General features: G+C 68.6%; 22 protein-coding genes. 15 read left to right on the top strand and 7 right to left on the bottom strand.

What is annotated here, in order from left to right; all coding sequences use genetic code 11:
* Positions 1-14: 14 nt before the first annotated feature.
* Together ACXIZN_RS07170 and ACXIZN_RS07165 are read left to right on the top strand one after the other, a co-directional pair.
* Positions 15-818, top strand: a complete 804-nt coding sequence (locus ACXIZN_RS07170) for a MerR family transcriptional regulator (RefSeq protein WP_457953186.1) — start codon at positions 15-17, stop codon at positions 816-818.
* Positions 815-1,810, top strand: a complete 996-nt coding sequence (locus ACXIZN_RS07165; protein WP_457953185.1) for a BtrH N-terminal domain-containing protein — start codon at positions 815-817, stop codon at positions 1,808-1,810. Before ACXIZN_RS07170 ends, ACXIZN_RS07165 begins: the two co-directional genes overlap by 4 nt.
* Here ACXIZN_RS07165 and ACXIZN_RS07160 read toward each other — a convergent pair.
* Together ACXIZN_RS07160 and ACXIZN_RS07155 are read right to left on the bottom strand one after the other, a co-directional pair.
* Positions 1,792-2,589 (bottom strand): DUF1684 domain-containing protein, encoded by a 798-nt coding sequence (locus ACXIZN_RS07160; protein WP_457953184.1) that lies wholly within the window; start codon positions 2,587-2,589, stop codon positions 1,792-1,794. The two genes, ACXIZN_RS07165 and ACXIZN_RS07160, sit on opposite strands and share 19 nt — an antisense overlap.
* 80 nt (positions 2,590-2,669) lie before the next feature.
* Complete coding sequence (locus tag ACXIZN_RS07155; RefSeq protein ID WP_457953183.1) at positions 2,670-2,981, bottom strand: antibiotic biosynthesis monooxygenase family protein; 312 nt, start codon at positions 2,979-2,981, stop codon at positions 2,670-2,672.
* Between the two features lie 225 nt (positions 2,982-3,206).
* On the opposite strand from ACXIZN_RS07155, the gene ACXIZN_RS07150 reads away from it, so the two are divergent.
* From ACXIZN_RS07150 to ACXIZN_RS07100, 11 genes are all read left to right on the top strand, one after another.
* Complete coding sequence (locus ACXIZN_RS07150) at positions 3,207-4,460, top strand: DUF222 domain-containing protein (protein ID WP_457953182.1); 1,254 nt, start codon at positions 3,207-3,209, stop codon at positions 4,458-4,460.
* 183 nt (positions 4,461-4,643) lie between these two features.
* Complete coding sequence (locus ACXIZN_RS07145; protein ID WP_457953181.1) at positions 4,644-5,273, top strand: hypothetical protein; 630 nt, start codon at positions 4,644-4,646, stop codon at positions 5,271-5,273.
* 25 nt (positions 5,274-5,298) lie between these two features.
* Complete coding sequence (locus ACXIZN_RS07140) at positions 5,299-7,461, top strand: UvrD-helicase domain-containing protein (protein ID WP_457953180.1); 2,163 nt, start codon at positions 5,299-5,301, stop codon at positions 7,459-7,461.
* Positions 7,462-7,583: 122 nt separating this feature from the next.
* Positions 7,584-7,787: a helix-hairpin-helix domain-containing protein gene (locus ACXIZN_RS07135; RefSeq protein WP_257485817.1), complete on the top strand. Its 204-nt coding sequence runs from the start codon at positions 7,584-7,586 to the stop codon at positions 7,785-7,787.
* Between the two features lie 73 nt (positions 7,788-7,860).
* Complete coding sequence (locus ACXIZN_RS07130; protein WP_457953179.1) at positions 7,861-8,238, top strand: DUF1801 domain-containing protein; 378 nt, start codon at positions 7,861-7,863, stop codon at positions 8,236-8,238.
* 13 nt (positions 8,239-8,251) lie between these two features.
* Positions 8,252-8,638, top strand: coding sequence for a YchJ family protein (locus ACXIZN_RS07125; RefSeq protein WP_257485815.1), 387 nt, complete (start codon positions 8,252-8,254; stop codon positions 8,636-8,638).
* Between the two features lie 124 nt (positions 8,639-8,762).
* The gene (locus ACXIZN_RS07120) at positions 8,763-11,834 is read left to right on the top strand and encodes a glycosyl hydrolase 2 galactose-binding domain-containing protein (protein ID WP_457953178.1); all 3,072 of its coding nucleotides are present in this window, start codon (positions 8,763-8,765) and stop codon (positions 11,832-11,834) included.
* 117 nt (positions 11,835-11,951) lie between these two features.
* The gene (locus ACXIZN_RS07115; protein WP_378367503.1) at positions 11,952-12,356 is read left to right on the top strand and encodes a helix-turn-helix transcriptional regulator; all 405 of its coding nucleotides are present in this window, start codon (positions 11,952-11,954) and stop codon (positions 12,354-12,356) included.
* Between the two features lie 5 nt (positions 12,357-12,361).
* Positions 12,362-12,757 (top strand): VOC family protein, encoded by a 396-nt coding sequence (locus ACXIZN_RS07110; protein ID WP_457953177.1) that lies wholly within the window; start codon positions 12,362-12,364, stop codon positions 12,755-12,757.
* 40 nt (positions 12,758-12,797) lie between these two features.
* The gene (locus tag ACXIZN_RS07105) at positions 12,798-14,666 is read left to right on the top strand and encodes a Na+/H+ antiporter (protein ID WP_457960469.1); all 1,869 of its coding nucleotides are present in this window, start codon (positions 12,798-12,800) and stop codon (positions 14,664-14,666) included.
* Positions 14,667-14,684: 18 nt separating this feature from the next.
* Entirely contained in the window at positions 14,685-15,371 is a 687-nt protein-coding gene (locus ACXIZN_RS07100) for a histidine phosphatase family protein (protein WP_457953176.1), read from the top strand.
* Here ACXIZN_RS07100 and ACXIZN_RS07095 read toward each other — a convergent pair.
* From ACXIZN_RS07095 to ACXIZN_RS07085, 3 genes are all read right to left on the bottom strand, one after another.
* The gene (locus ACXIZN_RS07095; protein WP_457953175.1) at positions 15,334-16,101 is read right to left on the bottom strand and encodes an ABC transporter permease; all 768 of its coding nucleotides are present in this window, start codon (positions 16,099-16,101) and stop codon (positions 15,334-15,336) included. The genes ACXIZN_RS07100 and ACXIZN_RS07095 overlap by 38 nt on opposite strands.
* 21 nt (positions 16,102-16,122) lie before the next feature.
* A complete protein-coding gene (locus ACXIZN_RS07090) occupies positions 16,123-16,608 on the bottom strand; it encodes an MmpS family transport accessory protein (RefSeq protein WP_457953174.1) in 486 nt (161 codons plus the stop codon).
* Positions 16,609-16,807: 199 nt separating this feature from the next.
* Positions 16,808-17,212 carry an NUDIX hydrolase gene (locus tag ACXIZN_RS07085; protein ID WP_457953173.1) on the bottom strand — a complete coding sequence of 135 codons (405 nt, stop codon included), beginning with the start codon at positions 17,210-17,212 and terminating at the stop codon, positions 16,808-16,810.
* Positions 17,213-17,242: 30 nt separating this feature from the next.
* Between ACXIZN_RS07085 and ACXIZN_RS07080 the strand changes: the two genes are divergently transcribed.
* Positions 17,243-17,929, top strand: a complete 687-nt coding sequence (locus tag ACXIZN_RS07080) for a helix-turn-helix domain-containing protein (protein ID WP_457953172.1) — start codon at positions 17,243-17,245, stop codon at positions 17,927-17,929.
* Here the strand turns inward: ACXIZN_RS07080 and ACXIZN_RS07075 are convergent.
* On the bottom strand, positions 17,860-19,383 hold the full coding sequence (locus ACXIZN_RS07075) for an FGGY-family carbohydrate kinase (protein ID WP_457953171.1): 1,524 nt from the start codon (positions 19,381-19,383) through the stop codon (positions 17,860-17,862). The genes ACXIZN_RS07080 and ACXIZN_RS07075 overlap by 70 nt on opposite strands.
* Positions 19,384-19,497: 114 nt before the next feature.
* Here ACXIZN_RS07075 and ACXIZN_RS07070 point away from each other — a divergent pair, with 114 nt between their 5' ends.
* Entirely contained in the window at positions 19,498-20,478 is a 981-nt protein-coding gene (locus ACXIZN_RS07070) for a LacI family DNA-binding transcriptional regulator (RefSeq protein ID WP_457953170.1), read from the top strand.
* A gap of 216 nt (positions 20,479-20,694) precedes the next feature.
* Here ACXIZN_RS07070 and ACXIZN_RS07065 read toward each other — a convergent pair whose 3' ends face one another.
* Positions 20,695-22,656 (bottom strand): alpha/beta fold hydrolase, encoded by a 1,962-nt coding sequence (locus ACXIZN_RS07065; RefSeq protein WP_457953169.1) that lies wholly within the window; start codon positions 22,654-22,656, stop codon positions 20,695-20,697.
* Between the last annotated feature and the right edge of the window lie 25 nt (positions 22,657-22,681).

The following is a 22,681-nucleotide window of genomic DNA, read 5'->3' as shown; positions in this document are numbered from 1 at the left end:
TTCAGGCTGGTCCCATGACGACCTTGATGCCGATCGGCGTGTTCGCGCACGCCACGAGGCTGTCGGTCCGCGCGCTGCGGAACTACGACAGGATCGGGCTGCTGGTGCCCGCCAGGATCGACCCCGGCACCGGGTACCGCCGGTATTCGCTCGAACAGTTCGCCCGCGCGAGCCTCATCCGGCGGCTGAGGGAGCTCGAGGTGCCGCTGGCGGAGATCGCGGGGATCCTCGATGCGGGCGATCCGGACGAGGTCAAGGCCGCGATCAAACGACATCACGACCGGGTGGCGGCACGGGCCGCGGAGCTAGCGGCGATCACCGACGGGCTCGACTCCGTGCTCGCCGAACCGACGCGGTGGCTGCATGTCTACGAGCGTGTGCGCACGCCGCAGCCGATCGCGCGCCTGTCGGTCCGGACCCCGCTGAGCGGCCTGGCGGAGCGGATCGGTCCCGCGTACGCCCGGCTGTTCGCGGCGCTCGGCGCGCAAGGGGTTGTACCGTCCGGACCGCCCGGGACCCGTTACCTCACTGACGATCCCGAGGAGCTGACCGTCGAACTGTTCATCCCCGTCAGCGGGCCGGTACAGGAAGCCGGGGAGATCGGCCCCGCCGAGCTTCCCGGTGGTCTGCTCGTGGCGACCATCCACGAAGGTGGCTACGAAGACGTCGAGATCGCGTACCGATCGCTCGGCCGCTGGATCGCCGAGCGCGACCGCGTCCCCGCGGGGCCCGCTGAAGAGCTCTACCTGGTGGCACCGGGACCGGGCGTCGCGCCCGAGGCCTACCGCACCGAAATCGCCTGGCCGGTGACCTCGTGATCATCGAGGGAATCGCGTCCGCGGGCGGGGAGCACTGTGAGACCAGCACCCTCGACGTCCTCCTGCGGCACGCCGGGATCGAGCTGTCCGAGCCGATGCTGTTCGGGCTCGGCGAAGGCTTGGGCTTCGTCTACTGGGACGGGAAGAACCTGCCGTTCCCGTTCCTCGGCGGGCGGAGCAAACCCGTCGAGATCACGCGAAGGCTGACCGACCGGCTCGGGTTGTCCCTGCGGGTCAAGGAAACGACGTCAGCACGCACGGCGTGGCGGAACGTGACCGAGGAGATCGACGCCGGTGTGCCGGTCGGCCTGCAACTCGACTCGTACCACCTGGAGTACTTCACGTCTAAAGTCCACTTCGGCGGGCACTTCGTCGCCTTGTACGGCTATGACGACGAGCGTGCGTCCCTCGTCGACACGGCTCAGCAGGGTGGGGCCGTGTCGACCTCGCTGGAGAGCCTCGAACGAGCCCGCGGGGAGAAGGGCCCGATGACGGCGAAGAACCGCTCGTTCACCATTGGCGTCGACGCGCCTCTCGTTCCGCTCGCCGACGCCATCCGCGCGGCCGTCCGGGCCAACGCGGCCGAGTTCCTCGACCCGCCCATCGCGAACCTCGGCTATCGCGGGATCGGCAAAGCCGCCGTCCAGGTGCGGAAATGGCTGGAGCGCAGCAGTGATCCGGCGCGCGACCTTCCGCAGGCCGCCATGCTGATGGAGCGGGCGGGGACCGGCGGCGCGCTCTTCCGCCGGATCTACCGTGACTTCCTCGGAGAATGCACAGCGCTCGTCGACGACACCGGTCTCCGCACCGCGTATGAGAAATACCGCGAAATCACTCCACTATGGACAGATGTCGCGGGATTGTTCACCCTGGCAGGGGAAACCGGTGACGCCGGGAAGCTGAACGACGCGTCCGCCCTCCTGTCCGAGCTGGCCCGGCTCGAACAGGAGGCGATGACGGCGCTCGCGACTGTTCAGCCCAGCCGTTCGTAGGGCAGCTTCTCCCCCGCTTCGACCGCGAACGGCAGGTTGTTGCCAGCCGGTGGCAACGGGCACGTGGCGAAATCGGTGAACGCGCACGGCAGATTCGTCGCGCGGGTGAAATCGAGGACGACCGACCCGTCCTCCGCGGGAGGCGGCACCGCGAGCGACCGGTTCGCCGCGTAAGTGGTGACGCCGCTCGTGGCGTCGGTGAACAGGATGAGCAGGCCGTCCTTCTTGCCGTTGAACGCGGTGAGCGTGTGCTCCGCGCCGTCGTGGTCGAAACGCACGATGCCCGGCGAGACGTAGACATGGCTGAGCCCTTCGACGACCGCTCCGACCGTGGTCGGCCGCGGCTCGTCGAAGGGCTCGAAAGTCCCGGACAGCACCCAGGCCGCGTCTGGCTCGTACGCCGGGACACCGCGGAAAGCGTTCAGCACCGGCGCCTTCGGGTCATGCGTCCGGATCAGGTACCCGCCGCGGCGCGCCACCTCGATCTCGATCTCGCCGGCGACGACCCTGGTGGTCGCGCCGCTGTTGACCAGCTCGAAGCGGCGGACACCGGTGATCCGCTCACCGTCGTGCGAAAGATCGGCGCCCTGAGGGTCGAGGTACGCCGCTTCGGCGTCCTGCCACCACAGGCCGGGCAACCCGTCGTACGCGCGCGACTTGTCCTCAAGCCAGTCCAGGGAAACCAGGGCGAGCCAGCCGAGCGGATCGGCGAGATCGCGCTCGCGCTGAGTCTTCCAGTCCTGCCAGTCGTGCGTGAACGTGTCCAGGCTTGTGCTCATCGCCGATCCCTTCCGTGACCTTGCTCTTTCCCCAGGTCAACGGGCGGGCGGTGATGATATTTCCTGTCCCGGTATGTGGGCTACGCCCGGAAATCCCCGGTGGTACCCTCCTCGGCGGAGATCAACTCGGTGATGGGCGCGAAGAACGCCTTGATCCCCGGCAGGTTCGCTCCCTTCTCCCGGGACGCGGCGAAGTCCTCCGATGAGCGCCACCACACGACGTCGAGCCAGGACTCGTCGTCGACCCGGATCAGCTGGGCGTCGAGGAACCCTTCCCGGTCGGCCCGGAAGTCGGCGAGCATCGCGGCCCGGGCCTGGAGCAGTTCGTCCGCGCGGTCGGCCGGGACCTTGAAGCGGGTCAGTTCCACTGTCGTCATGGTGCCTGTCGTCATGGTGCCGATGCTAGGCGACGATCTTCGCGTTCGGTCGACCACTTGCTTCGTACGCATTCAGCCGACTACTTGCGCACGTCCGCCCGCATTTAGCCGACTAAATGCGTCACGTTTTCTTTGCGTGATCTCCCTGCGCAGCAGCATCACCTTCGGTGTTGTTCGCGCGTTTCGCTTGTTGCTTAAAATTACGAACATGTGTTCTATTTGTTCGGGTATTATTGAGGGGTGTCCGAGACCTTCCTTCCTGAGTTGCCGCAAGAACTGTGGCGTGCCGGCAAGCTGGAGCTTGCGCATGGTGTGCAGCAGTCGTTGCGGGTGATTCGGATGGCCACCGCTGGTTTGGGGCGGTTTCTGGCGGAGGTCGAGTCTCGGGGCGCCAAGGACTTGTATGGGCATGGCAGTACGGCGAGTTGGTTCGCGGAGTTGGCGGGGTTGTCGCGGGCTGAGGCGGGTGCGGTGGTGAAGCGGGCGGTGGCTTTGAACCCGACGCGGAACCTGGATGGCACCGAAGCCCCGGCCGTGGCACCCGAGACGGCCGCGGTCGCCGCTGAAGGGCTGGTCGGGGATGAGCGGATCGATCAGATTCTGGAGATCTTGAAGAGGTTGCCTGCCGATGCCTCGGTTGAGGATCGGGCGGTCGCGGAGAAGATCCTCGCTGATCTGGCCCCGAATGCCGGTCCTCACCAGTTGGTGGACGCTGAGGCGAAACTGCTGGGCTGGTTGGATCCTGACGGCAGCGAACCCCAAGACCCCGAGCCCAGGGAACCACGCCGGGAGATCACTCTGGAGCGGCGTCGGGACGGGTTCTGGAAGTTGACCGGGCTGCTTGATGACGAGACGGGTGCCCGGACGGCGGCTGCGCTGGAGGCGTATGCCCAGCCGCGGCCGGTGGACGAGTTCGGTCAGGCGGATCTGCGGATGAAGTGCGAGCGCCTGGGCGACGCGTGGGCCGAACTCCTCGACCTCGCGATCGCGTGCCCGGACCAGCCCGGAACCAGCGGCTACCGCACCTTGGTGCATGTCACCATCGGACTCGACGAGCTGAAATCCGATCTCGGCGCCGCGTGTCTCGACTTCGTTGGGACGATGACCGCCCTGGAAGCGCGGCTCGCCACTTGCGACTGTCTGATGTTGCCGGTCGTGATGAGCACCGCCGGAGAACCCCTCGACGTGGGACGGCTCAGACGCTTCGTCACGCCCGGCCAACGCCGGGCGCTGAATATCCGCGATGGTGGCTGCGCGTTCCCGGGCTGTCATCGGAAACCCAAGAACTGCCACGCCCATCATATTGAGCACTGGGCAGACGGCGGACCCACGGATCTTCGGAATCTCGTGCTGTTGTGCGGTTTTCATCACCGGTTGATTCATCACGGTGACTGGGAAGTCCGCATGGCGGCCGATGGGTTACCGGAATTCATCCCGCCCCAATACCGAGATCCGCTCCGACAACCCCGCCGCAACACCCTGCACCACCACTGAACCCGAGGAGCCCGCCAGCCACACCGGCGACGGGCTCCTCGTCATGCCTAAAACTGTTCAGTACCGGCGGAAACCCCGGAATCGATTGCGCCGTTCGGGCGTATTGGCGCAAGAGTCCTCGATTGTTCCGCAAAAGCCGGAGCAAGATCGCCGTTCCGGACTTGGGAGGGGACGGAGCGCATCATGGTGAATCAACCGCGCGGCCCGGACGGCCGTTGGGTCAAATACAAGTACGGTGCGGGCGCGATGGCCACGGCAGGAGTGGTCGTCGCCGCCACCAACGGCATAGGCGGAGGCACCGCCGCCTCCCTGGATTCCGCCGCGAGCCAAGCCCTCAAAGGCAAAAGCTCCAGCAAGAAATCCGCCCAGAAAGGCCGTCATTCCGAATCATGGCAACGTCTTGGCTGGCGCCAGCTCAAGAAGACCGCCAAACGGGAACTCGAATGCGGACCGCATTCCTTCGGTGAAGTCCAGCGCTTCTTCCTGCGCCATCCTTGCGTCGATCTCGACCGCATGATGGTCATCGTCGACGACGGCGCCGGCAACACCATCACCGTCTCCGTCGCCTGGGTGAAGATGCCGAAGGCAAGCGAGGCGAGCGACCTGAAACGGCTCGTCGACAAGGACGGCACCGGCAACGTCGTGCTCTTCGGCGAGACACCGCCGGGAAGCCGTTTCACCGGCAAGAACTACGACTCCCGCCTGGCCAAGAAGCTGGTCGTGATCGCCGAGTCCGCGCCGGCCTCCGGACGGCCGAGCGAAGCGACGCTTGAGACGGCCGCCGATATCGCCGTCGAGTTCCCCGCACCTTGAACCACCACCGACGAACGGAACGCATGTGAGCAGGAGCGACCATTCCAGAAGGCGACTCGAAAACCAGGCTCGAGAAATACTCGCGAGAACCTTCACCGGGCTGGACTCACTACAACGCAACGTGCTCACCGCCTTGCTCAGCCGGACCGGTACGGGCTGGCGGCTCATGGTCAACGCGGCGCTGCCGTCGGGGGACAGCCGGAGCGCGGACGCCTTCCTGATCGGGCAGACCGGCGTTTTCGCTCTCCTGATCTCGGACAAGGGGCCTGATTTCGAGACCGCGAACCAGATCCTGCGCCATGCGAAAGAGCGCTTCGCCGGAATCCCCGGCCCACAGGGCCGTTCCCTGGCCGAGAGCGCCATCCACCTCGCGGTGATCGGCCAGGGCGCGGGCGACCCCCGTCAGGACGGCGTCCACTGGTCACTGACCGAGTCGAGCCTCGGCCGGATTTTCCGGCGGGACGCGCTCCATCTCGACAAACGGTCGGTCGCCGCCATCGCGGAGCAGGCGGAACGACGGCTGCGCGGCTACCGGTCCCTGGCCGTCCAGCAGCCGGACCGTGAGCCGAGCGCGGGAGGGCTGCTGGACGTCACCGAACTGATCGAAGACCAGCTCGGAGCAGCCCAGCGACGTCCGTTCGATTCGTGGCTCACCTTCCTGCATCCTCAGCAGAACGCGATCGTCAAGCGGGACTACTCGGGACCGGCGCGGATCAGTGGCCCGGCGGGGACCGGCAAGACGGTCGTCGCTCTCCACCGGCTCAGGCATCTGGCCCGGCTCAGCACCGGGCCGCTGCTGTTCACCACCTACGTCCACACGCTGCCTTCGGTGATCAAGACGGCCTTCGACCGGCTCGCGCCCGAGCTGGACGGTCGCGTCGAGTTCACGAACCTGCACGCCTGGGTCCGCCGGTTCCTCGCCGAGCGCGAAGTGCCCGTGCAGGTGGATCGGCCCAAGATCGACACGGCATTCAGCTTCGCGTGGATGGCCCACCGTGAGAAGTTGCAGGTCATCGAACCGAGCGTCGACTACTGGCGCACGGAACTGGACCGGGTGATCAAGGGCAGGGGCATCACGACGCTGGCCGGCTACGTCGCGGTCCAGCGGCGTGGACGTATCCTCCGGCTCGACGCGAGCCAGAAAGCGCACGTCTGGGACCTTTATGAGCACTACCAGCGAGGACTGGCCGAAAGGGGCGTGCACGACTATAACGACCTGATCGAGCTCGGCCGCACCGAACTCGCGAGGCGGCCACTCGAAACGCCGTACGCGGGAGTCGTCGTCGACGAGGTGCAGGACATCCCGCTGTGCGGGCTGCGACTGCTGCGCGACCTGGCCGGTGACGGTCCGAACCGGCTTCTGCTGGTCGGAGACGGTCAGCAGCAGGTCTACCCCGGCGGCTGGCGACTGTCCGACGCCGGCATCCCCGTCCAGGGCCGCGGCGAGATCCTGAAGGTGAACTACCGCAACCGTGCCGAGGTTCTGGGCTTCGCGCGGCGTTTCGACGCGACGAACCGGGTCGACGATCTCGACGGCGCCGACGGGATCGCTCTCCGCGCGGCCGAGTCCGCCAGCGAGGGCGGCACGACCGAGACCTGGCGGGGCACGTCCGGAGAACTGCCCGGCGCGCTGGTCGAAGCGGTCCGGAAACTGCCGGTACGCCTTGACCATTCGGCGCTGATCGTCTTCCACCACAAGGATCTCGGCCGATGCGCCGAGATCCTGCGTGCGGCCGGGATCCCCACGCTGGCACTGGAGCACTACACCGGTGCGGCCGACGGCAAGCTCAAGGTCGGCACTGTGCACCGGGCGAAGGGCTTGGACTTCGAGGCCGTGCTGGTACTGCAGAACACCCACGAGAGCGTGACCGGGAGCCAGGCCGAGGAGGAACGCCGTGAGTTACGCGGCAGGCAGCATCTCGTCGCGGCGACGCGGGCCCGCGACTTCCTCTGGTGGGGCGTGCTCGACGACACCGCGCCCGAGCAGGCCGATGAGCAGGCGAAAGCCGTGAAAGCCGAAGAGGACTGCGTCCACGACATGCCGGTCTCGTGGTGCTCGCTGTGCCGTAAGCCGCCACCGAACGTCCTCTCCCACGGCTTCCGGACCTCAGGGGGAAACGCCAACACAACGACCCGGATTGCACTGGGCTGCGCAAGGGCCAGGGGCGCGCGCATCGGCAGGGCATGAACGTCCACGACGCCACGCGTCTCGCCTGGGGTTCCGTCGCCCCCGGTGAGCTCGAACCGTGCGAGTTCTGCTGCAGTCCACAATGGATGCGACGGCACGGCCACTGACCGAAGAGGACACCCATGAACGAACAGACCGACCTGCCGCCCGGTATCGGCAACCCGGCGACACGCGCCTTCACCGCCGCCGGTTACACCCGGCTGGAGCACTTCACCCGCGCGACGGAAGCCGAGCTCGCGAGCCTGCACGGCGTCGGCCCCAAAGCGCTCCGCATCATCCGCGAAGCGCTGGAAACACGAGGTCAGACATTCAAACCCACCGACTAAATTTTTTGTCTTGACAACTTCAGCCGTCGGAAGGTTAGCTGGGCGCAGCACACCGACCGAAGGAGAACGAGTCATGGCCAAGTTCGCGAACGTCGACGACTACATCGCAGCCCTGCCCGAGAACCTGCGCGAAGTCGCCACCGCGTTGCGCCCGATCGTCAACGCCGCCCTGCCCGGCTCCATCGAGGCGATGTACCACGCCTCCCCGACCTGGAGCGCCGGCGAAGCCGTCGGGAAGAACCTCGTCTGCCTACTGAAGGCCTACTCGTCGTACGTCACCTTCGCCCTGTGGAAGGGCCAGCTCATCGACGACGAGTCCGGCAGGCTGGAGGCGAGCGCGCGGGAGATGGCGCACGTCAAGCTGCGCTCCGTCGAGGACATCGACGCCGACCTGTTCACCGGCTGGCTCAAGCAGGCGCGAGACCTCGAAACCACCGCGGCGGCTCGATGACACAATCGCCGACGTGATCACCGACGAGTCCCGTTGCCCCTGCGGCCTTGGCGAGCCCTATGGCGCGTGCTGCGGCCGCTTCCATCGGGGAGCCTCGGCCGCACCGACCGCCGAACTCCTGATGCGGTCGCGGTTCAGCGCGTTCGCCGTCGGCAACACCGCTTATCTCATGAAGACCTGGCATCCGAAGACCAGGCCCGCCGAGCTCGAGCTCGATCCCGGACAGCGTTGGACGTTCCTGGAGATCCTCGGCAAGACCGGCGGCGGACTGCTGGAAAAGGAGGGCACCGTGGAGTTCCGGGCCCACTACCGGCAGGACCGGCGGGCGGACAGCATGCACGAGAACAGCCACTTCGTCCGCGTCGACGGGCAGTGGATCTACGTGGCACCCGTCGGCTGACGAACCCGGCGCAAGGGTCTGTTCTCCGCGTGCGGTGGCGGCTACTATCTCCCCCACATTGTTAGGGAACTTTCTTAACGATTTCACCAAAGGTCCGCCGCCGTGTGCCCGAGGAGGCGCGCTCGTGAGTTTTCGGCAGAAGAGAACCCGGCTCCCGTTACTGGCCTTGACCGTCACCGCGCTGGCCGCCGCGGTCTGCGGGGTGACCACCGCCCCCGTCGCCACCGGCGCGGAGGTGGCCGTCGCGGGTAACGCCACCCCGATCCCCGGCTACGTGATCCAGTCTTCGGCGCAGGTCAGCGACGATTCGGCGGTGTCGAAGCCGGGCTTCCCCACCGCCGGCTGGTACCCGGTGTCGTCCCGCTCGACGGTCTACGCCGGATTGCTGCAGAACGGCAAGTACGCCGACCCGTTCTACTCGACGAACATGAAGAACGTCCCGACCGCGCAGTTCTCGGTGCCGTGGTGGTACCGCACGGACCTGAACGTCGAGGACACCTCGAAGCGCACGTACCTCGACTTCAGCGGTGTGCTCTCGAAGGCCGACGTCTGGGTCAACGGCACCAGGATCGCGACGAAGGACCAGGTCAACGGTGCCTACACCCGCCACGACCTGGACATCACCTCGCACGTGCGTCAGGGCATCAACAGCGTCGCGTTCAAGGTCTACCCCAACGACCCCGACAACGACCTCTCGATGGGCTGGATCGACTGGGCGCAGACCCCGCCGGACCAGAACATGGGGATCGTGCGCGACGTCCTCGTCCGCCGCAGCGGCCCGGTCGCGCTGCGCAGCGCCCACGTGGTCCAGAAGCTGAACTCCTCGCTCGACCACGCCGACCTGACCGTGAAGGCCGACGTCCGCAACGACACGGCGGACGCGGTGCAGGCCACCGTCGCCGGCACGGTCGCGGGCAAGCCGGTCACCCAGACCGTCTCGCTGGCCGCCAAGGAACGCAAGACCGTGACGTTCCCGGTGGTCGGGCTCGACAAGCCGAATCTCTGGTGGCCAGCCGGGATGGGCGGCCAGCACCGGTACGAACTCGATCTGACCGCGAGTGTCGGCGGAACGCCGTCCGACACCTCGAAGTCGAAGTTCGGTGTCCGCGACGTCAAGGCACCGCTGAACTCCAGCGGCGGGCGGCAGTACAGCGTCAACGGCAAACCGCTGCTGATCCGCGGCGGCGGCTACACCCCTGACCTGTTCCTGCGCTGGAACGAGACCGCGGCGGCCGACAAGCTCAAGTACGTGCTGAACCTCGGGCTCAACACGGTCCGCCTGGAAGGCCACATCGAGCCGGACGAGTTCTTCGACCTCGCCGACGACCTCGGTGTGCTGACGATGCCCGGCTGGGAATGCTGCGACAAATGGGAAGGGCACGTCAACGGCGAGGAGAAGGGCGAGCCGTGGGTCGAGTCGGACTACCCGATCGCCAAGGCGTCGATGTTCTCCGAAGCCGAGCGCCTGCGTGACCACCCGAGCGTCATCTCGTTCCACATCGGCAGCGACTTCGCGCCGGACCGGCGGATCGAGCAGGGTTATCTCGACGCGATGAAGGCCGCCGACTTCACCCTTCCGGTGATCCCGTCGGCGTCGAAGAGGCCGTCCCCGATCACGGGCGCCTCCGGCATGAAGATGAACGGCCCGTACGACTACGTCCCGCCCGTCTACTGGTACGACAAGTCGCAGAAGGACCGCGGTGGCGCCTGGAGCTTCAACTCCGAGACCAGCGCGGGCGTCGACATCCCGACGATGGACACGTTGAAGCGGATGATGTCGGACAGTGAGCTGGAAACGATGTGGAAGGACCCGTCCGCACCCCAGTACCACCGTTCGTCGTCGACGACGTTCGCGAACCTGAAGCTGTTCGCCAACGCGCTCACCAAGCGCTACGGCGCGCCTGCCGACCTGAACGACTTCGTGCGGAAGGCGCAGCTCGCGCAGTACGAGAACGTCCGCGCGGAGTTCGAGTCGCACTCGCGCAACTACACCGACTCGACCAACCCGTCGACCGGGTTGATCTACTGGATGCTCAACAGCCCGTGGACCTCGCTGCACTGGCAGCTGTTCGACGCCTACATGGACCAGAACGGCGCCTACTACGGGGCGAAGAAGGCCAACGAACCGCTGCACATCCAGTACTCGCACGACAACCGGTCGGTCGTGGTGATCAACCAGACGTCGAACGCGGTGAGCGGGCTGACGGCGACCACGAAGCTGTACAACCTCGACGGCACCGAGAAGTACAGCAACACCAAGACCGGGATGTCGGTCGGCGCGCTGGGCGCCAAGGCCACCGCGGTCACCGTCCCGGCGGTGAGCGGGCTGTCGAACACCTACCTGGCGAAGCTGGTGCTCACCGACTCCTCCGGCAAGGAGGTCAGCCGGAACGTGTACTGGCTCTCCACCAAGGCCGACACGCTGAACTGGGCCGGCAGCGACTGGTACTACACGCCCCAGTCGGGTTACGCCGACCTGACCGGGCTGAAGAACCTCGGCCAGTCCGCGGTCAGCGCGACGGCGAAGTCGGTCGCCGGTGGCGACGGCACCACCACGACCACCGTGACGCTGAAGAACACCTCGGGCGGCAAGCTCCCGGCGTTCTACGTCGACTCGAAGGTCGTGGACGCCGGGGGCAAGCCGGTGCTGCCGGTGGAGTGGAACGACAACGCGGTGAGCCTGTGGCCGGGTGAAACGACCACGCTGACCGCGAAGTACCGCACCGCCGACCTCAAGGGATCCAAGCCTTCGGTCCGGGTCTCGGGCTGGAACACCGGCACGCAGACCGTTCCCGCCGACGGCTCCGGACCGGCCAACCCGGTCGACTACCAGGCCGAGGAGGCCACGATCGTCCAGGGCGCGGTGGAGTCGAACCACGCCGGGTTCACCGGCACCGGATTCGTCAACTACGACAACGTCGCGGGCAGCTCGGTCGAGTGGACGGTGAACGTGCCGGCCGCGGGCACCTACGACGTGGTCGTCCGTTACGCCAACGGGACGACGGCGAACCGGCCGCTGGACTTCTCCGTCAACGGCTCGATCAGCGCGTCCGGTGTCGGCTTCGGTGGCACCGGGGCCTGGCCGAACTGGACGACCAGGACCGTCAAGGTCACGCTGGCGGCGGGAGCGAACAAGATCAAGGCGGTCGCCACCACGGCGAACGGCGGCCCCAACATCGACAAGATCACCCTTTAGCGCGGGAGTCACCCGAGGCCCCCTTCGCCACCCGGCGAAGGGGGCCTCTCCCGTGCGGGCGTGGGTTACGCTTTCCGGGTGACCGGCAAACCCGACCCGCGCCTGCGGGACCTGGCGATGCTGCGCCGTGTCCGCGACCGGATCGACCGCGACTACGCGCAGCCGTTGGACGTCGAAGCGCTGGCGCGCGGCGTGCACGTCTCCGCCGGGCACCTCAGCCGCGAGTTCCGCGCCGCGTACGGCGAATCGCCGTACAGCTACCTGATGACCCGCCGGATCGAGCGGGCCATGATGCTGCTGCGCCGCGGGGACATGTCGGTCACCGAAGTGTGCTTCGACGTCGGTTTCTCGTCGCTGGGCACGTTCAGCACGCGCTTCTCCGAGCTGGTCGGCATCTCGCCGAGCGCGTACCGCAAACAGGCGGCGGAAGACGGCCGGGGTATGCCCGGCTGCGTCGTCAAACAGGTCATGCGACCGATCAGGAATCGAGAAGCGTCACCGCCGCGCGCCGACCTACCTTGAGTCGTATGACCCTCTCGATTCAGGCGTCCTACCTTCCCGCGGACGATCTCGAGGCTTCACTTTCCTTCTATCGCGACATCCTGGGCTTCGAAGTGCGCGACCGGGGCCCGCTCCGGGCCACGGTCGGCCCGCCGGGACAGCCGGGGACGTCACTCGTGCTCCACCCGCCCGCCGCCGATCTGGAGATCACCGACGAGGAACGCGCGACGATCGCCGAGCTGATGGCCAAGGGCGTCCACGGCATCATCGTGCTGTCCACGCCGGATCTGGTCGGTACCTTCGACCGGATCCAGGCGGCGGGCGCGGACGTCGTCCAAGAACCGATGAAGCAGTCCTGGGGCGCTTTCGACTGCTCTTTCCGCGACCCGGCGGGCAATCTGGTGCGGTTCGAGGAGCGTTAGCCGGGCCTCGGTGCGCGCGTGGTGACGCTCCCGGGTGATGATGAGCGGCGTGGAGATCGCGGTAGAACTAGTAGCGCTGGTGGTGGCCGTCCTCCTGGTCACCGCCGCGGCGCGGAAACTCGACTGGTCGGCGCCCCTGTGCCTGATCGCCGTCGGGGTCGCCGCGTCGTACGTGCCGGGCGTCCCGGAGTACGAACTGGATCCGGAGGTCGTGCTCCTGGGGCTGCTGCCCCCGCTGCTGTACGCCACCGCGATCCGCACGTCGCTCATCGACTTCCGGCGCAACCGCGGGCCGATCCTGCTGTTGTCGGTGGGTCTCGTCATCTTCACCACGGCCGCGGTCGGGGTCGTGGCGTGGCTGGTGATCCCCGGCCTGCCGCTGGCCGCCGGGCTCGCCATCGGCGCGGTGGTCGCGCCGCCCGACGCGGTCGCGGCCACCGCCGTCGCCCGCAAGGTCGGGATGCCGCGCAAGCTGACCAGGCTGCTGGAGGGCGAAAGCCTGTTCAACGACGCGGCCGCGCTGGTCGCGTTGCGGACCGCCATCGCGGCCATCGCGGGTTCGGTGAGCCTGTTGCAGGTCGGCGGGGATTTCCTGCTGGCCGCGGGCGGCGGGCTGGTGATCGGGTTCGCCGTCGGCGCGCTCGCCGCGCTGATCCGCACCCGCCTGGAAGACCCGGTCACCGACACCGCGCTGTCGCTGGTGGTCCCGTTCGTCGCCTATCTGGCCGCCGAGGCGATCCACGGTTCCGGCGTGATCGCCGTGGTCGTCGCGGGGCTGATCCTCGGGCACAAGGCGCCGAGCATGCTTTCGGGCCGCTCGCGCCTGGCCAGCAGGCTGAACTGGCAGACCATCCAGTTCCTGCTGGAGAACATAGTCTTCCTGCTGATCGGCCTGCAGGTCCGCCGGATCATGACCGAGGTCGGCGACAGCGGGCTGACCGCGCTGGAACTGGTCCTGATCTGCGCCGCCACGCTGGCCGCGACCATCGTCACCCGGATCGTCTGGATGGCGGGCATCGGCCTGGCGCGACGCGTGTTCCACCGTCACGCCTGGCCGTGGCGGTATTCGGCGGTGATCGCGTGGGCGGGGATGCGCGGGGTCGTCACGCTCGCGGCGGCGTTCGTGCTGCCCGCGGACACCCCGCAGCGGGCCGTGCTGGTGCTGGTCGCGTTCGTCGTGGTGGCGGGAACGCTGCTGCTGCACGGGACGACGCTGCCGGTGCTGGTCCGCCGCCTGAAACTGCCGCCGCCCGATCCGGCCGAGGACGCGCTGCAGGAGGCGGCCGTCCTCCACGACATGACCAGGGCCGCGCTCGAAGAACTGGAGAAGATCCGGACGCCCGAGGACCCCGACGACATCGTCGAACGCCTGCGCAGCCGGCTCCAGCACCGCTCGGACTCGGCCTGGGAGGAGCTCGGCAGGCAGAGTGCGCTGTCCGAGACACCGAGCGACGCGTACCGGCGGCTGAGGCTGCGGCTACTCGAAGTCGAACGGGAGAAGTTCCTGGAGGCGCGTGACTCCGGCATGGCCGATGATGATGTCCTGCGCCGGATCCTCGAACGCCTCGACATCGAGGAATCCATGCTGGACAGGGAGGAGGAGACCGTGCCGGACTCCGATCGGGAACTGCGCACCCCCGCCGCGACGGCGGGATCCTGCAAACATCTCACCAAGGAGTGGCCCGCGGTCGAACCCAGCTCCCCCGACGTGTGCGCCGTCTGCGTCGAGAACGGGATGACCTGGGTGCATCTGCGTGAATGCGTCAAATGCGGGAACGTCGCCTGCTGCGACTCCTCACCGGGCAAGCACGCGACCGAGCACTTCCACGACACCCTGCACCCGGTGATGCGCAGCCACGAACCCGGCGAGACCTGGCGCTGGTGTTTCGTGGACAAACAGCTCGGCTAGCTCGGTAGGGTCCGGGGTATGAGCACCCCTGAGCAGGAAGTCGAATACCGCCAGCACCGGTTCTCTCCCCCACCTGGCGCGACCGAGATCTTCCTTGTCCGCCACGGTGAATCCGCTCCGGCGAAGGGCGACCACCCATTCGACCTCGTCGACGGGCAGGCCGATCCGGACCTGGCGCCGGAAGGCAGGGATCACGCCGAGCGGGTGGGGCGCCGTCTGGCGGACGAGCGGATCTCAGCACTGTACGTGACGACACTGCGCCGGACGCCGCAGACCGCGGCACCGCTGGCGGCGAAGCTCGGGCTCACGCCGGAAGTCGAGCCGGACCTGCGCGAGATCCACCTCGGTGAGTGGGAGAACGGGCTTTTCCGGCGCTACACCTACGAAGGTCACCCGATCGTCGAACAGCTGTGGCGCGAACAGCGCTGGGACGTCATTCCCGGCGCGGAGACGATGGAGTCGTTCGGCGGGCGGATCAGGGCGGCCATCGGCAGGCTCGCGGCGGCCAATCCCGACCGGAGGATCGCCGTGTTCACCCACGGCGGTGTCATCGGCGAGGTCTTCGCGCAGGCGAGCGGCGCGAAGAACCGGTTCGCGTTCCTGGGCGCGGACAACGGCTCGATCTCACATCTGGTGGTGTCGGGCGACGACTGGATGGTGCGGCGGTTCAACGACACGTCGCATCTCCAGTCGCCTTTCGGCTGATCCGGCCCGCCGCAACCAGGTGCACGACGACCAGGACCGCGACCGCCTCGGCGGCCAGCAGCCCGATCAGCACGAGCACCTGGGTCACCCCGGCCTGCACCGGCCCGGCGCCACCGAGGAGGACACCGACGTAGGCGCCGGGCAAGGTGACCAGGCCGACCGTGCGGGTCTGGTCGAGGGCGGGGATCAGCGCGTGTCCCGCCGAGGGGCGGCAGATCTCCAGCGCGGCCGGGCGGCGCAGGAAGCCCAGCGCCAGCGCGGCTTCGTATTCGCCGTGGCGGGAAACGAGTTCGTCCAGCGCCCGCCGCGCCGCCTGTGAGGTCGCGGACATCGCGCCGCCGATGACGATCCCGGCGATCGGCACGATCGCGATCGGCCGCCACGGGACCACCCCGGTCGCGAGCACGAGCGTCAGCACCGGCACCACACCGGACGCGATGGCGAGCGCGACCCACGCCAGATCCTTCGCCACCCCGATCCGGCGCGCCGAGGTGACCGCCGCGATCGTGAACATCAGCAGCACGAAACCGCCGGTCAGCCAGCCTGATTTCAGGATCCCCACGATGACCAGCGACACGGCGGCGAGCTGGACGACGGCCCGCCCGGCCGCGAACAGCACCGCCTTGCCCTGCCCGAGCCGCCCGAACTGCACCACCGCAGCGCCGAAGATCGCCAGCACGGCCAGGACCACGGCGAGCACCGGGCCGAACTCGATCGCACCATCCGTCACCCGGATGATCCTGCCGCAGGATCAGGCGGTGCAGGTCACCGGCGCGCCCGGGGCGGGGGCGATGCGTTCGCTGACGACCTCGCCGTCGACGAGGATCCGGCACCGCAGCGCGCCGCTACCCGAACCCTGCGCGGACAGGCTGTAGAACTCGTCGCGGCCTTCTTCGCTCCTGCGCTCGAAGGTGGTGCTCCACGGCGTCGTCACGTCGGTCTTCTGCATGAGTTCCGAGCCCTGCGCGACGTAGGTGACGTTCTGGGCGCCTTTCGCGCCGGAAAGCTCGTAGACGACGGTGTGCAGCACCGTGCGCACGGCGGCCGCGGCTTGTTCGACCTGCGGCGCGGGCGGGCTCTGCACGGGCCTGGAGGCCTTCGGCAGCACGTAGCTGGTCAGGGTGACGGCGACGGCCATCACACCCAGCACGACCACGACGGTCCCCAGCGGCTTCAGCCTGCCGGGGGCACCCTGCCCCGGCGCCGATGCCGGAGGGGTCGCGGTGGGAACACCCATGGAGAGGTCTTCTCTCGTCCGAGCGCACTTCCGTCGAGTGCGTCGACTACTTCTCGCACGAAGGTGACTCCGCGTTAGCCGTTATCGGGAAGAAACCCGATATTCACCCTTTTGGGTGTCCCAGTGAATGGGGAGCCCCTGGTCATACGGCGATCGGCGTAAGCACTGTGAGCCGAACAGCTCACTTTGAGTGACCTGACTAGTCGACGAGACCCGCGTCGGCAAGCAGCCTGAGCACCCGCCTTCCCGCCGGCGGGCAGAGGTGCGCGTCGGCCGACGACAGCCAGGCGGACTCCGCGATCTCACGGCCGGGCTCGGGCTCGCCGCGATGATCGGCGGTGTAACAGGTCATGCGGACTCGGCGGCCGTCCGCGTAACCGTCGGCCTGCTCGTTCAGCACCGCGAAGAAGCGGAAGCTCGGCGGGTCGAGCTCGATGCCGAGTTCCTCCCTGATCTCCCGGCACAGCCCGGCGACGTCGCCCTCGCCGGGTTCGCGCTTGCCTCCAGGCAGGTAGAACTTGGCCTTTCCCTCGGTCCGCACCGACAGCAGACGGCGGTCGCGGACGTGGATCCAGGCCAGTGAATCGATCTCTGCTTCGGACACGGCCCGATTCTGTCGTAGGCCGGGGGCATCATGGCAACCGTGTATCGGGAGACGACGGCACCCGGCGAGCCGTCCGGCGTGGTGCGCTGCCTGTGGGAGGACACGGGCACGGCGCCGAAGCGGATCGTGCCCGACGGCTGCGTGGACCTGGTGGAGAGCGGCGGCGAGGTCTTCGTCGCCGGGCCGGACACCGCGGCCTGGACCTGGGAGACCAGCGGCCCGGCGCGGGGCGTGCGGTTCGCCCCCGGCAGAGCGGGTGACGTCCTGGGCTTGGGCGCCGACGAGCTGCGCGACCAGCGTGTCCCCCTCGGCGACCTGTGGGGCGGGGAGGGCGAGCTGCTGGCCGAACGCGTGCTCTCCGGCGCGGCTTCGCTGATCGACGTCGTCGAGCGGCGCGGACCCGGCCGGGCCGACCGGGAGGTCTCGGAGCTCATCGCCAGGCTGGACGGCGGCGTCGCCCGGGTTTCGGCCGCACTGGACGGCTTCACCACCGGCGAACGGCAGTTGCGGCGGCGGTTCACTCTCGCGGTCGGCTACGGACCGGCCACGTACCTGCGGGTCACCCGGTTCCAGCGCGCCATCGGCCTCGCGGGAACGGCGCCGGATCTCGCCTCGCTGGCGTTCTCGGCGGGTTACGCCGACCAGGCTCACCTGAGCCGGGATTGCCGGGAGTTCTCGGGACTGAAGGCGAGCGAGTTCTTGCGCGCCAGGAAGTGAGCGATGTCCACAGTGGACCGGTACAGGTCACGGTAGTGCGGATAGAACTCGTCGTAGACGTCGGCGTCCGCGCCGGGGCGGACGATCTCGGCGACGGGGTTCCAGGCTTCGAGATCCGGTTTCCTGCCCAGCGCGACCGAGGCGAGGACGGCGTCACCGAACGCGGCGCCGATGGTTTCCGCGGGGATCTCCTGCTCGATCCGCGCGACGTCGCTGACGATCCGTGTCCACACACCGCCCTGTGTCCCGCCGCCGACGGCGACGAACCGGCCGGCGCCGCCACCGGCCTCGCGCATGGCTTCGAGGTTGTGCCGCACGCCGTACGCGGTGCCTTCCAGGGCCGCGCGGTACAGATCCGCACGATCGTGGGACGTGGTGAGCCCGGCGACGATCCCCCTCGCGTCCGGGTCCGGCACGGGTGTCCGCTCTCCCGCGAAATACGGCAGCATCAGCAGGCCGCGGCTGCCCGCCGGTACCTCGGCCGCCGCCGCGGCCAGCTCCCCGAACTCGCCGCCGACGAGTTCCCGCAGCCAATCGGTGATCGCGCCGGAGGTGGCCATCCCCGCGGCGAGCGAATAGCTGCCGGGGAAGGCACCGCGGGTCGTCCACAGCCCCCGCCCGGGGCGGGGATCGGCGAGCATCTGGATCAGGAACATGGTGGTGCCGTACATGAGCATGGTGTCGCCGGGCGCGGTGACCCCGACACTGGTCGCCTCGGCCCAGGCGTCCACCGTTCCCGCCGTCACCGGGATCCCTTGCGGCAAGCCGGTTTCCGCGGCCGCCCCGGCGGTGATCGAACCGGCCACCTCGGTCGGCCACGCGAGCCTCGGCAGCTCGACGCCGGGGGCGATCGCCGCGGCCCGGTCCGGCGCCCAGCGCGCCTCGCGCAGGTCGTACATCGGATCGCATTGGCTCGCCGAATGATGGTCGAGGACGTATTCACCGGTCAATCGCAGCACGAGGAACGAACTCGCCATCAAGAAGAGCTTCGCCCGCTCGAATACGTCCGGCTCGTTCTTGGCCAGCCAGCGCCATTTCGGCCCGACAGCCTGTGAGCCGAGCGCGCTCCCGCCGCGTTCCACAATGGATTCTTCGCCGAATTCCCGGTTCAATTCCAGGATTTCGTCAGATGCGCGGGTGTCGACGCCGTAAAGGATCGCGGGACGCAAAGGTTTGCCGGAAGCTTCGGCCGGCAACAGCACCGGCCCGATCCCGCTGACCGACACTCCGATGATGGGATGATCCCCGGCGGCCGTCGAAAGCTCCCTCGCCAGCGCCACGAAGTCTTGCCACCACACGGTTTCCGCGTCGTGCTCGAACCAGCCGGGACGCGGCCGGGAGGTTTCGTGCGGCCGGGACGCCCGTGCCACCACGGTGCCCCGGGAATCGACGAGGACGCCTTTGGAACTCGAGGTGCCGATGTCGACGCCGAGCACCAGGCCCGGTTCCCGCACGACGCCTCCGAACTCCTCCGCGCGAGTAGCGCGATCAGCGGATGGTAACGATTGTCGGTCAAGCTATTCTTCCCGTGCGAGGGTGTCAACACACCTGCGGAAGGGGAGGTCACGGTGGCCACCATCAACGACGTGGCGGCGAAGGCCGGGGTTTCGACGGCGACCGTGTCGAGAACGCTCAACGGGAAGTCCACTGTGGACCCGGTGCTCGCGGCAAGGGTGCAGGCCGCCGCGGCCGAATTGGGATACCACCCGAACGGGCTCGCGAGGAATCTGCGCCGTCAGGAGACCGCGGTACTCGCGCTCATCATCTCCGACGTGGAGAACCCCTTCTTCACCGCGATCGCCCGCGGCGTCGAGGACATCGCGCAGACGGCGGGCTATTCGGTGGTGCTGTGCAACGCCGACGACAACGAGGAGAAGGAGCGGCGCTACATAGACGTCGCGCTCCAGGAACGGGTCGCCGGCGTCGTGCTCTCTCCCACCGGCCGGGCCACCAACGTCGACCGGCTGACCGAACGCGGCACTCCCGTGGTCGCCGTCGACCGGCCGCTGCTGGAGAACACCGGCGACCAGGTGCTGGTCGACACCCGGCTCGCCGCCCGCGACGCCACCCGGCACCTGCTCGACGGCGGGTACCGGCGGGTCGCCTGCGTCAGCGGGCCGCCCGGGGTGCGCACGGCCGAAGACCGGCTGGCCGGTTACACCGACGCGGTCGGTGAGGAGAACGCGCTCACGCGGCGTGCCGAGTTCCGCGCCGAGGGCGGCAGGCTCGCCGCGCTCAGCCTGCTCGACGAGCCCGAGCCGCCGGACGCGCTCCTGGTCGGCAACAGCACGATGACGATCGGGGTCCTGGAGGCCTTGGCCGCCCGCGGCCTGCGCTCGGGGCAGGACGTCGGGATCGTGTCGTTCGACGACGCGCCGTGGACGACGCTGATCGACCCGCCGCTCACGGTGGTCGCCCAGCCCGCGAACGAGGTGGGCAGGGTCGCCGCCGAGCTGCTGCTCGCCCGGATCGGCGACAGCACGCGCAAGGCCACGACGACCACGCTTCAGGCGAAGCTGATCGTGCGCCGGAGCTCACGACGCGGCTGACACTTGGAGATCCCGGTGCACGACGTGCCTGGGCGACCGGTTCGCACCGGCCGCCCAGGAACGCCCCACCCCCTTGTTCCCCCAAGCCGGCCCCACACCAGCCGGGTTCTCCGAAGCGGTGGGAAGAAATCGTTTACNTTTTCCCCACCCCCGGGCGGTGGTCGGGCCTTGGTGGGGGTGTGGGCGGCACCCACCCGCCCCCACCACTCACGAGGTTCAGAGGTGACGGCCCCACCACTCCAGCACGGCGTCGAACCGCTGCACCCGGTGCCGCGGCAGCCCGGACCGGGTGAGTTCGTGCCCCTCGCCGGGGAACAGCAGGAATTCGGCCGCGACGCCGTTCTGCCGCAGTGCCACGTACATCCGCTGCGCCTGCTCCAGCGGGCATCGCCAGTCCTGCTCGGAGTGCACGACCATGAACGGGATGTCGATCTTCCCCGCGTACGTCAGCGGGCTGCGCTTGCGCTGCTCCTCGATGTCGTCACCGGCGTACCCTCCGGCGAAGAACCAGCCGATGTCGGAACTACCGACGAACGAGTCCCACGCGTTGACCGCGCGCTCGCTCCACGCGGCACGGAACCGGCCGCCGTGGTGCGCGGCGAGCCAGCTCGTCATGAACCCGCCGTACGAGCCGCCCATCACTCCGACGCGGTCGCTGTCGAGATTCGGCAGTTTGAGCGCTTCGTCCAGCAATGCCAGCAGATCGTCCGCGTCCACGGTGCCGAGTCCGTGGACGATGCTCCGGCCGTGGCTTTCGCCGTAGCCGGCGGAACCGCGCGGGTTGCCGAGCACGACGGCGTAGCCCGCGTCGGCGAGCACCTGCGCCTCGTCGAAGACCTTCCATTCGTACGCCGCGAACGGTCCACCGTGGACCATCAGGACCACGGGATGCGGCCCGTCTCCGGCGGGCCGGACGACCCAGCCGTGGACCGGATAGCCGTCCGGGGCGGTCGCGTCCAGTTCCTCCAGCGGCAGGATCCCGGTGTCCCGCAACGCCTTCGAGTAGTCGGTGAGCACACGCTGTCCGCCACCGGAAAGCAGCACGACGTCACCGGAACTCACGGGCGTCCCGATCACCGCGACGATCCGTTCGCCGTCGACGGCGAACGACTTCACCGCGGTGCGTTCACCGGCGAGGCGGCGCAGGGACTTCAGCTCGGCGAGTTCGGCGCCGAGGGGAACGGCACGCAGCTCCGCGGCACCGCGGTTGCTGGCCACGACGAGGACCTCGTCGCCGACGACGACGGGAGGACTGGCCGCGTGGTCGCAGTCCACCGTTTCGACGTCGGTCAGCCGGCGCGGTGCAGAGGGTTCGTCACCGGAGGGCCACGGCGCCTGCCAGAGCCCGGTGTTGCGAGCGACGTCTTCCATACCGGAGAATTCGTTGCCGTAGAACAGGATCGAACCGTCCGGGGCGACGACGGGCCGATCCGCGGTGCCCAGGGACCGGACCAGTGGCCGAGGTTCGCCACCGCCCGCGGGCACGGCGTAGACGTCCGAACGGACGGTGTCTTCGGCGGCCCAGTCACGCGGAGCGGTGAACAGGATCTGCTCGCCGTCGGCCGTCCACGAAGGATGGTCGACGTCGGCCCGGTCGTCGGTCAGCGGCGTGAGCTCGGCGGGCGGCTCCTCGTCCAGCGCGGCGACGGCGTCCACGACGAACAGACGCTGTGGACGGTCGTTGAGGAAACCCACGTCGTCGACGCGGTAGAAGAGGTTCTTGATGTGGCGCGGCGCTTCTTCGCCCGGCTCCGGGGTTTCGCCGTCCGCGTTCTCGGTGCCGTACCGGCCCGGCTCGGGCACGCGGGCGACGAACGCGATCCGCCGGGAATCGGGTGCCCAGACCGGTGCGCCCGCGCCGAGGGGCAGGCCGGTGATCCGCTTCGCGTCGCCGCCGGCCGCGGGCATCACGTGCACCTGCGGCTTGGCCGCGCGTCCGGAGCCCTCTCCGGCCCGGAGGAACGCGACCCACCGGCCGTCCGGTGAGATGGCGGGGGCGGAGTCCCTGGCCCCGTGGGTCCAGGCCTCTTCCCCGCCGCCACCCAGGTCGACCTTGCGCAGGGCTCCGCGGTAGCCGTTCGTCTTCAGATCAGGCCTGCTCACCGCGGTGAGCAGCAGGTCGCCGCGCAGCGCGAGGATGCCGGGGACCGTCAGGGCTTCGATGTCAACGGGACGCACGGCCCCGACGGTACCCGATCCTTAG

The organism is Amycolatopsis sp. TRM77291, from assembly GCF_054166285.1.
Note: the sequence above shows the minus strand (reverse complement) of the source record. Positions and strands in the feature narration are given on the sequence as shown.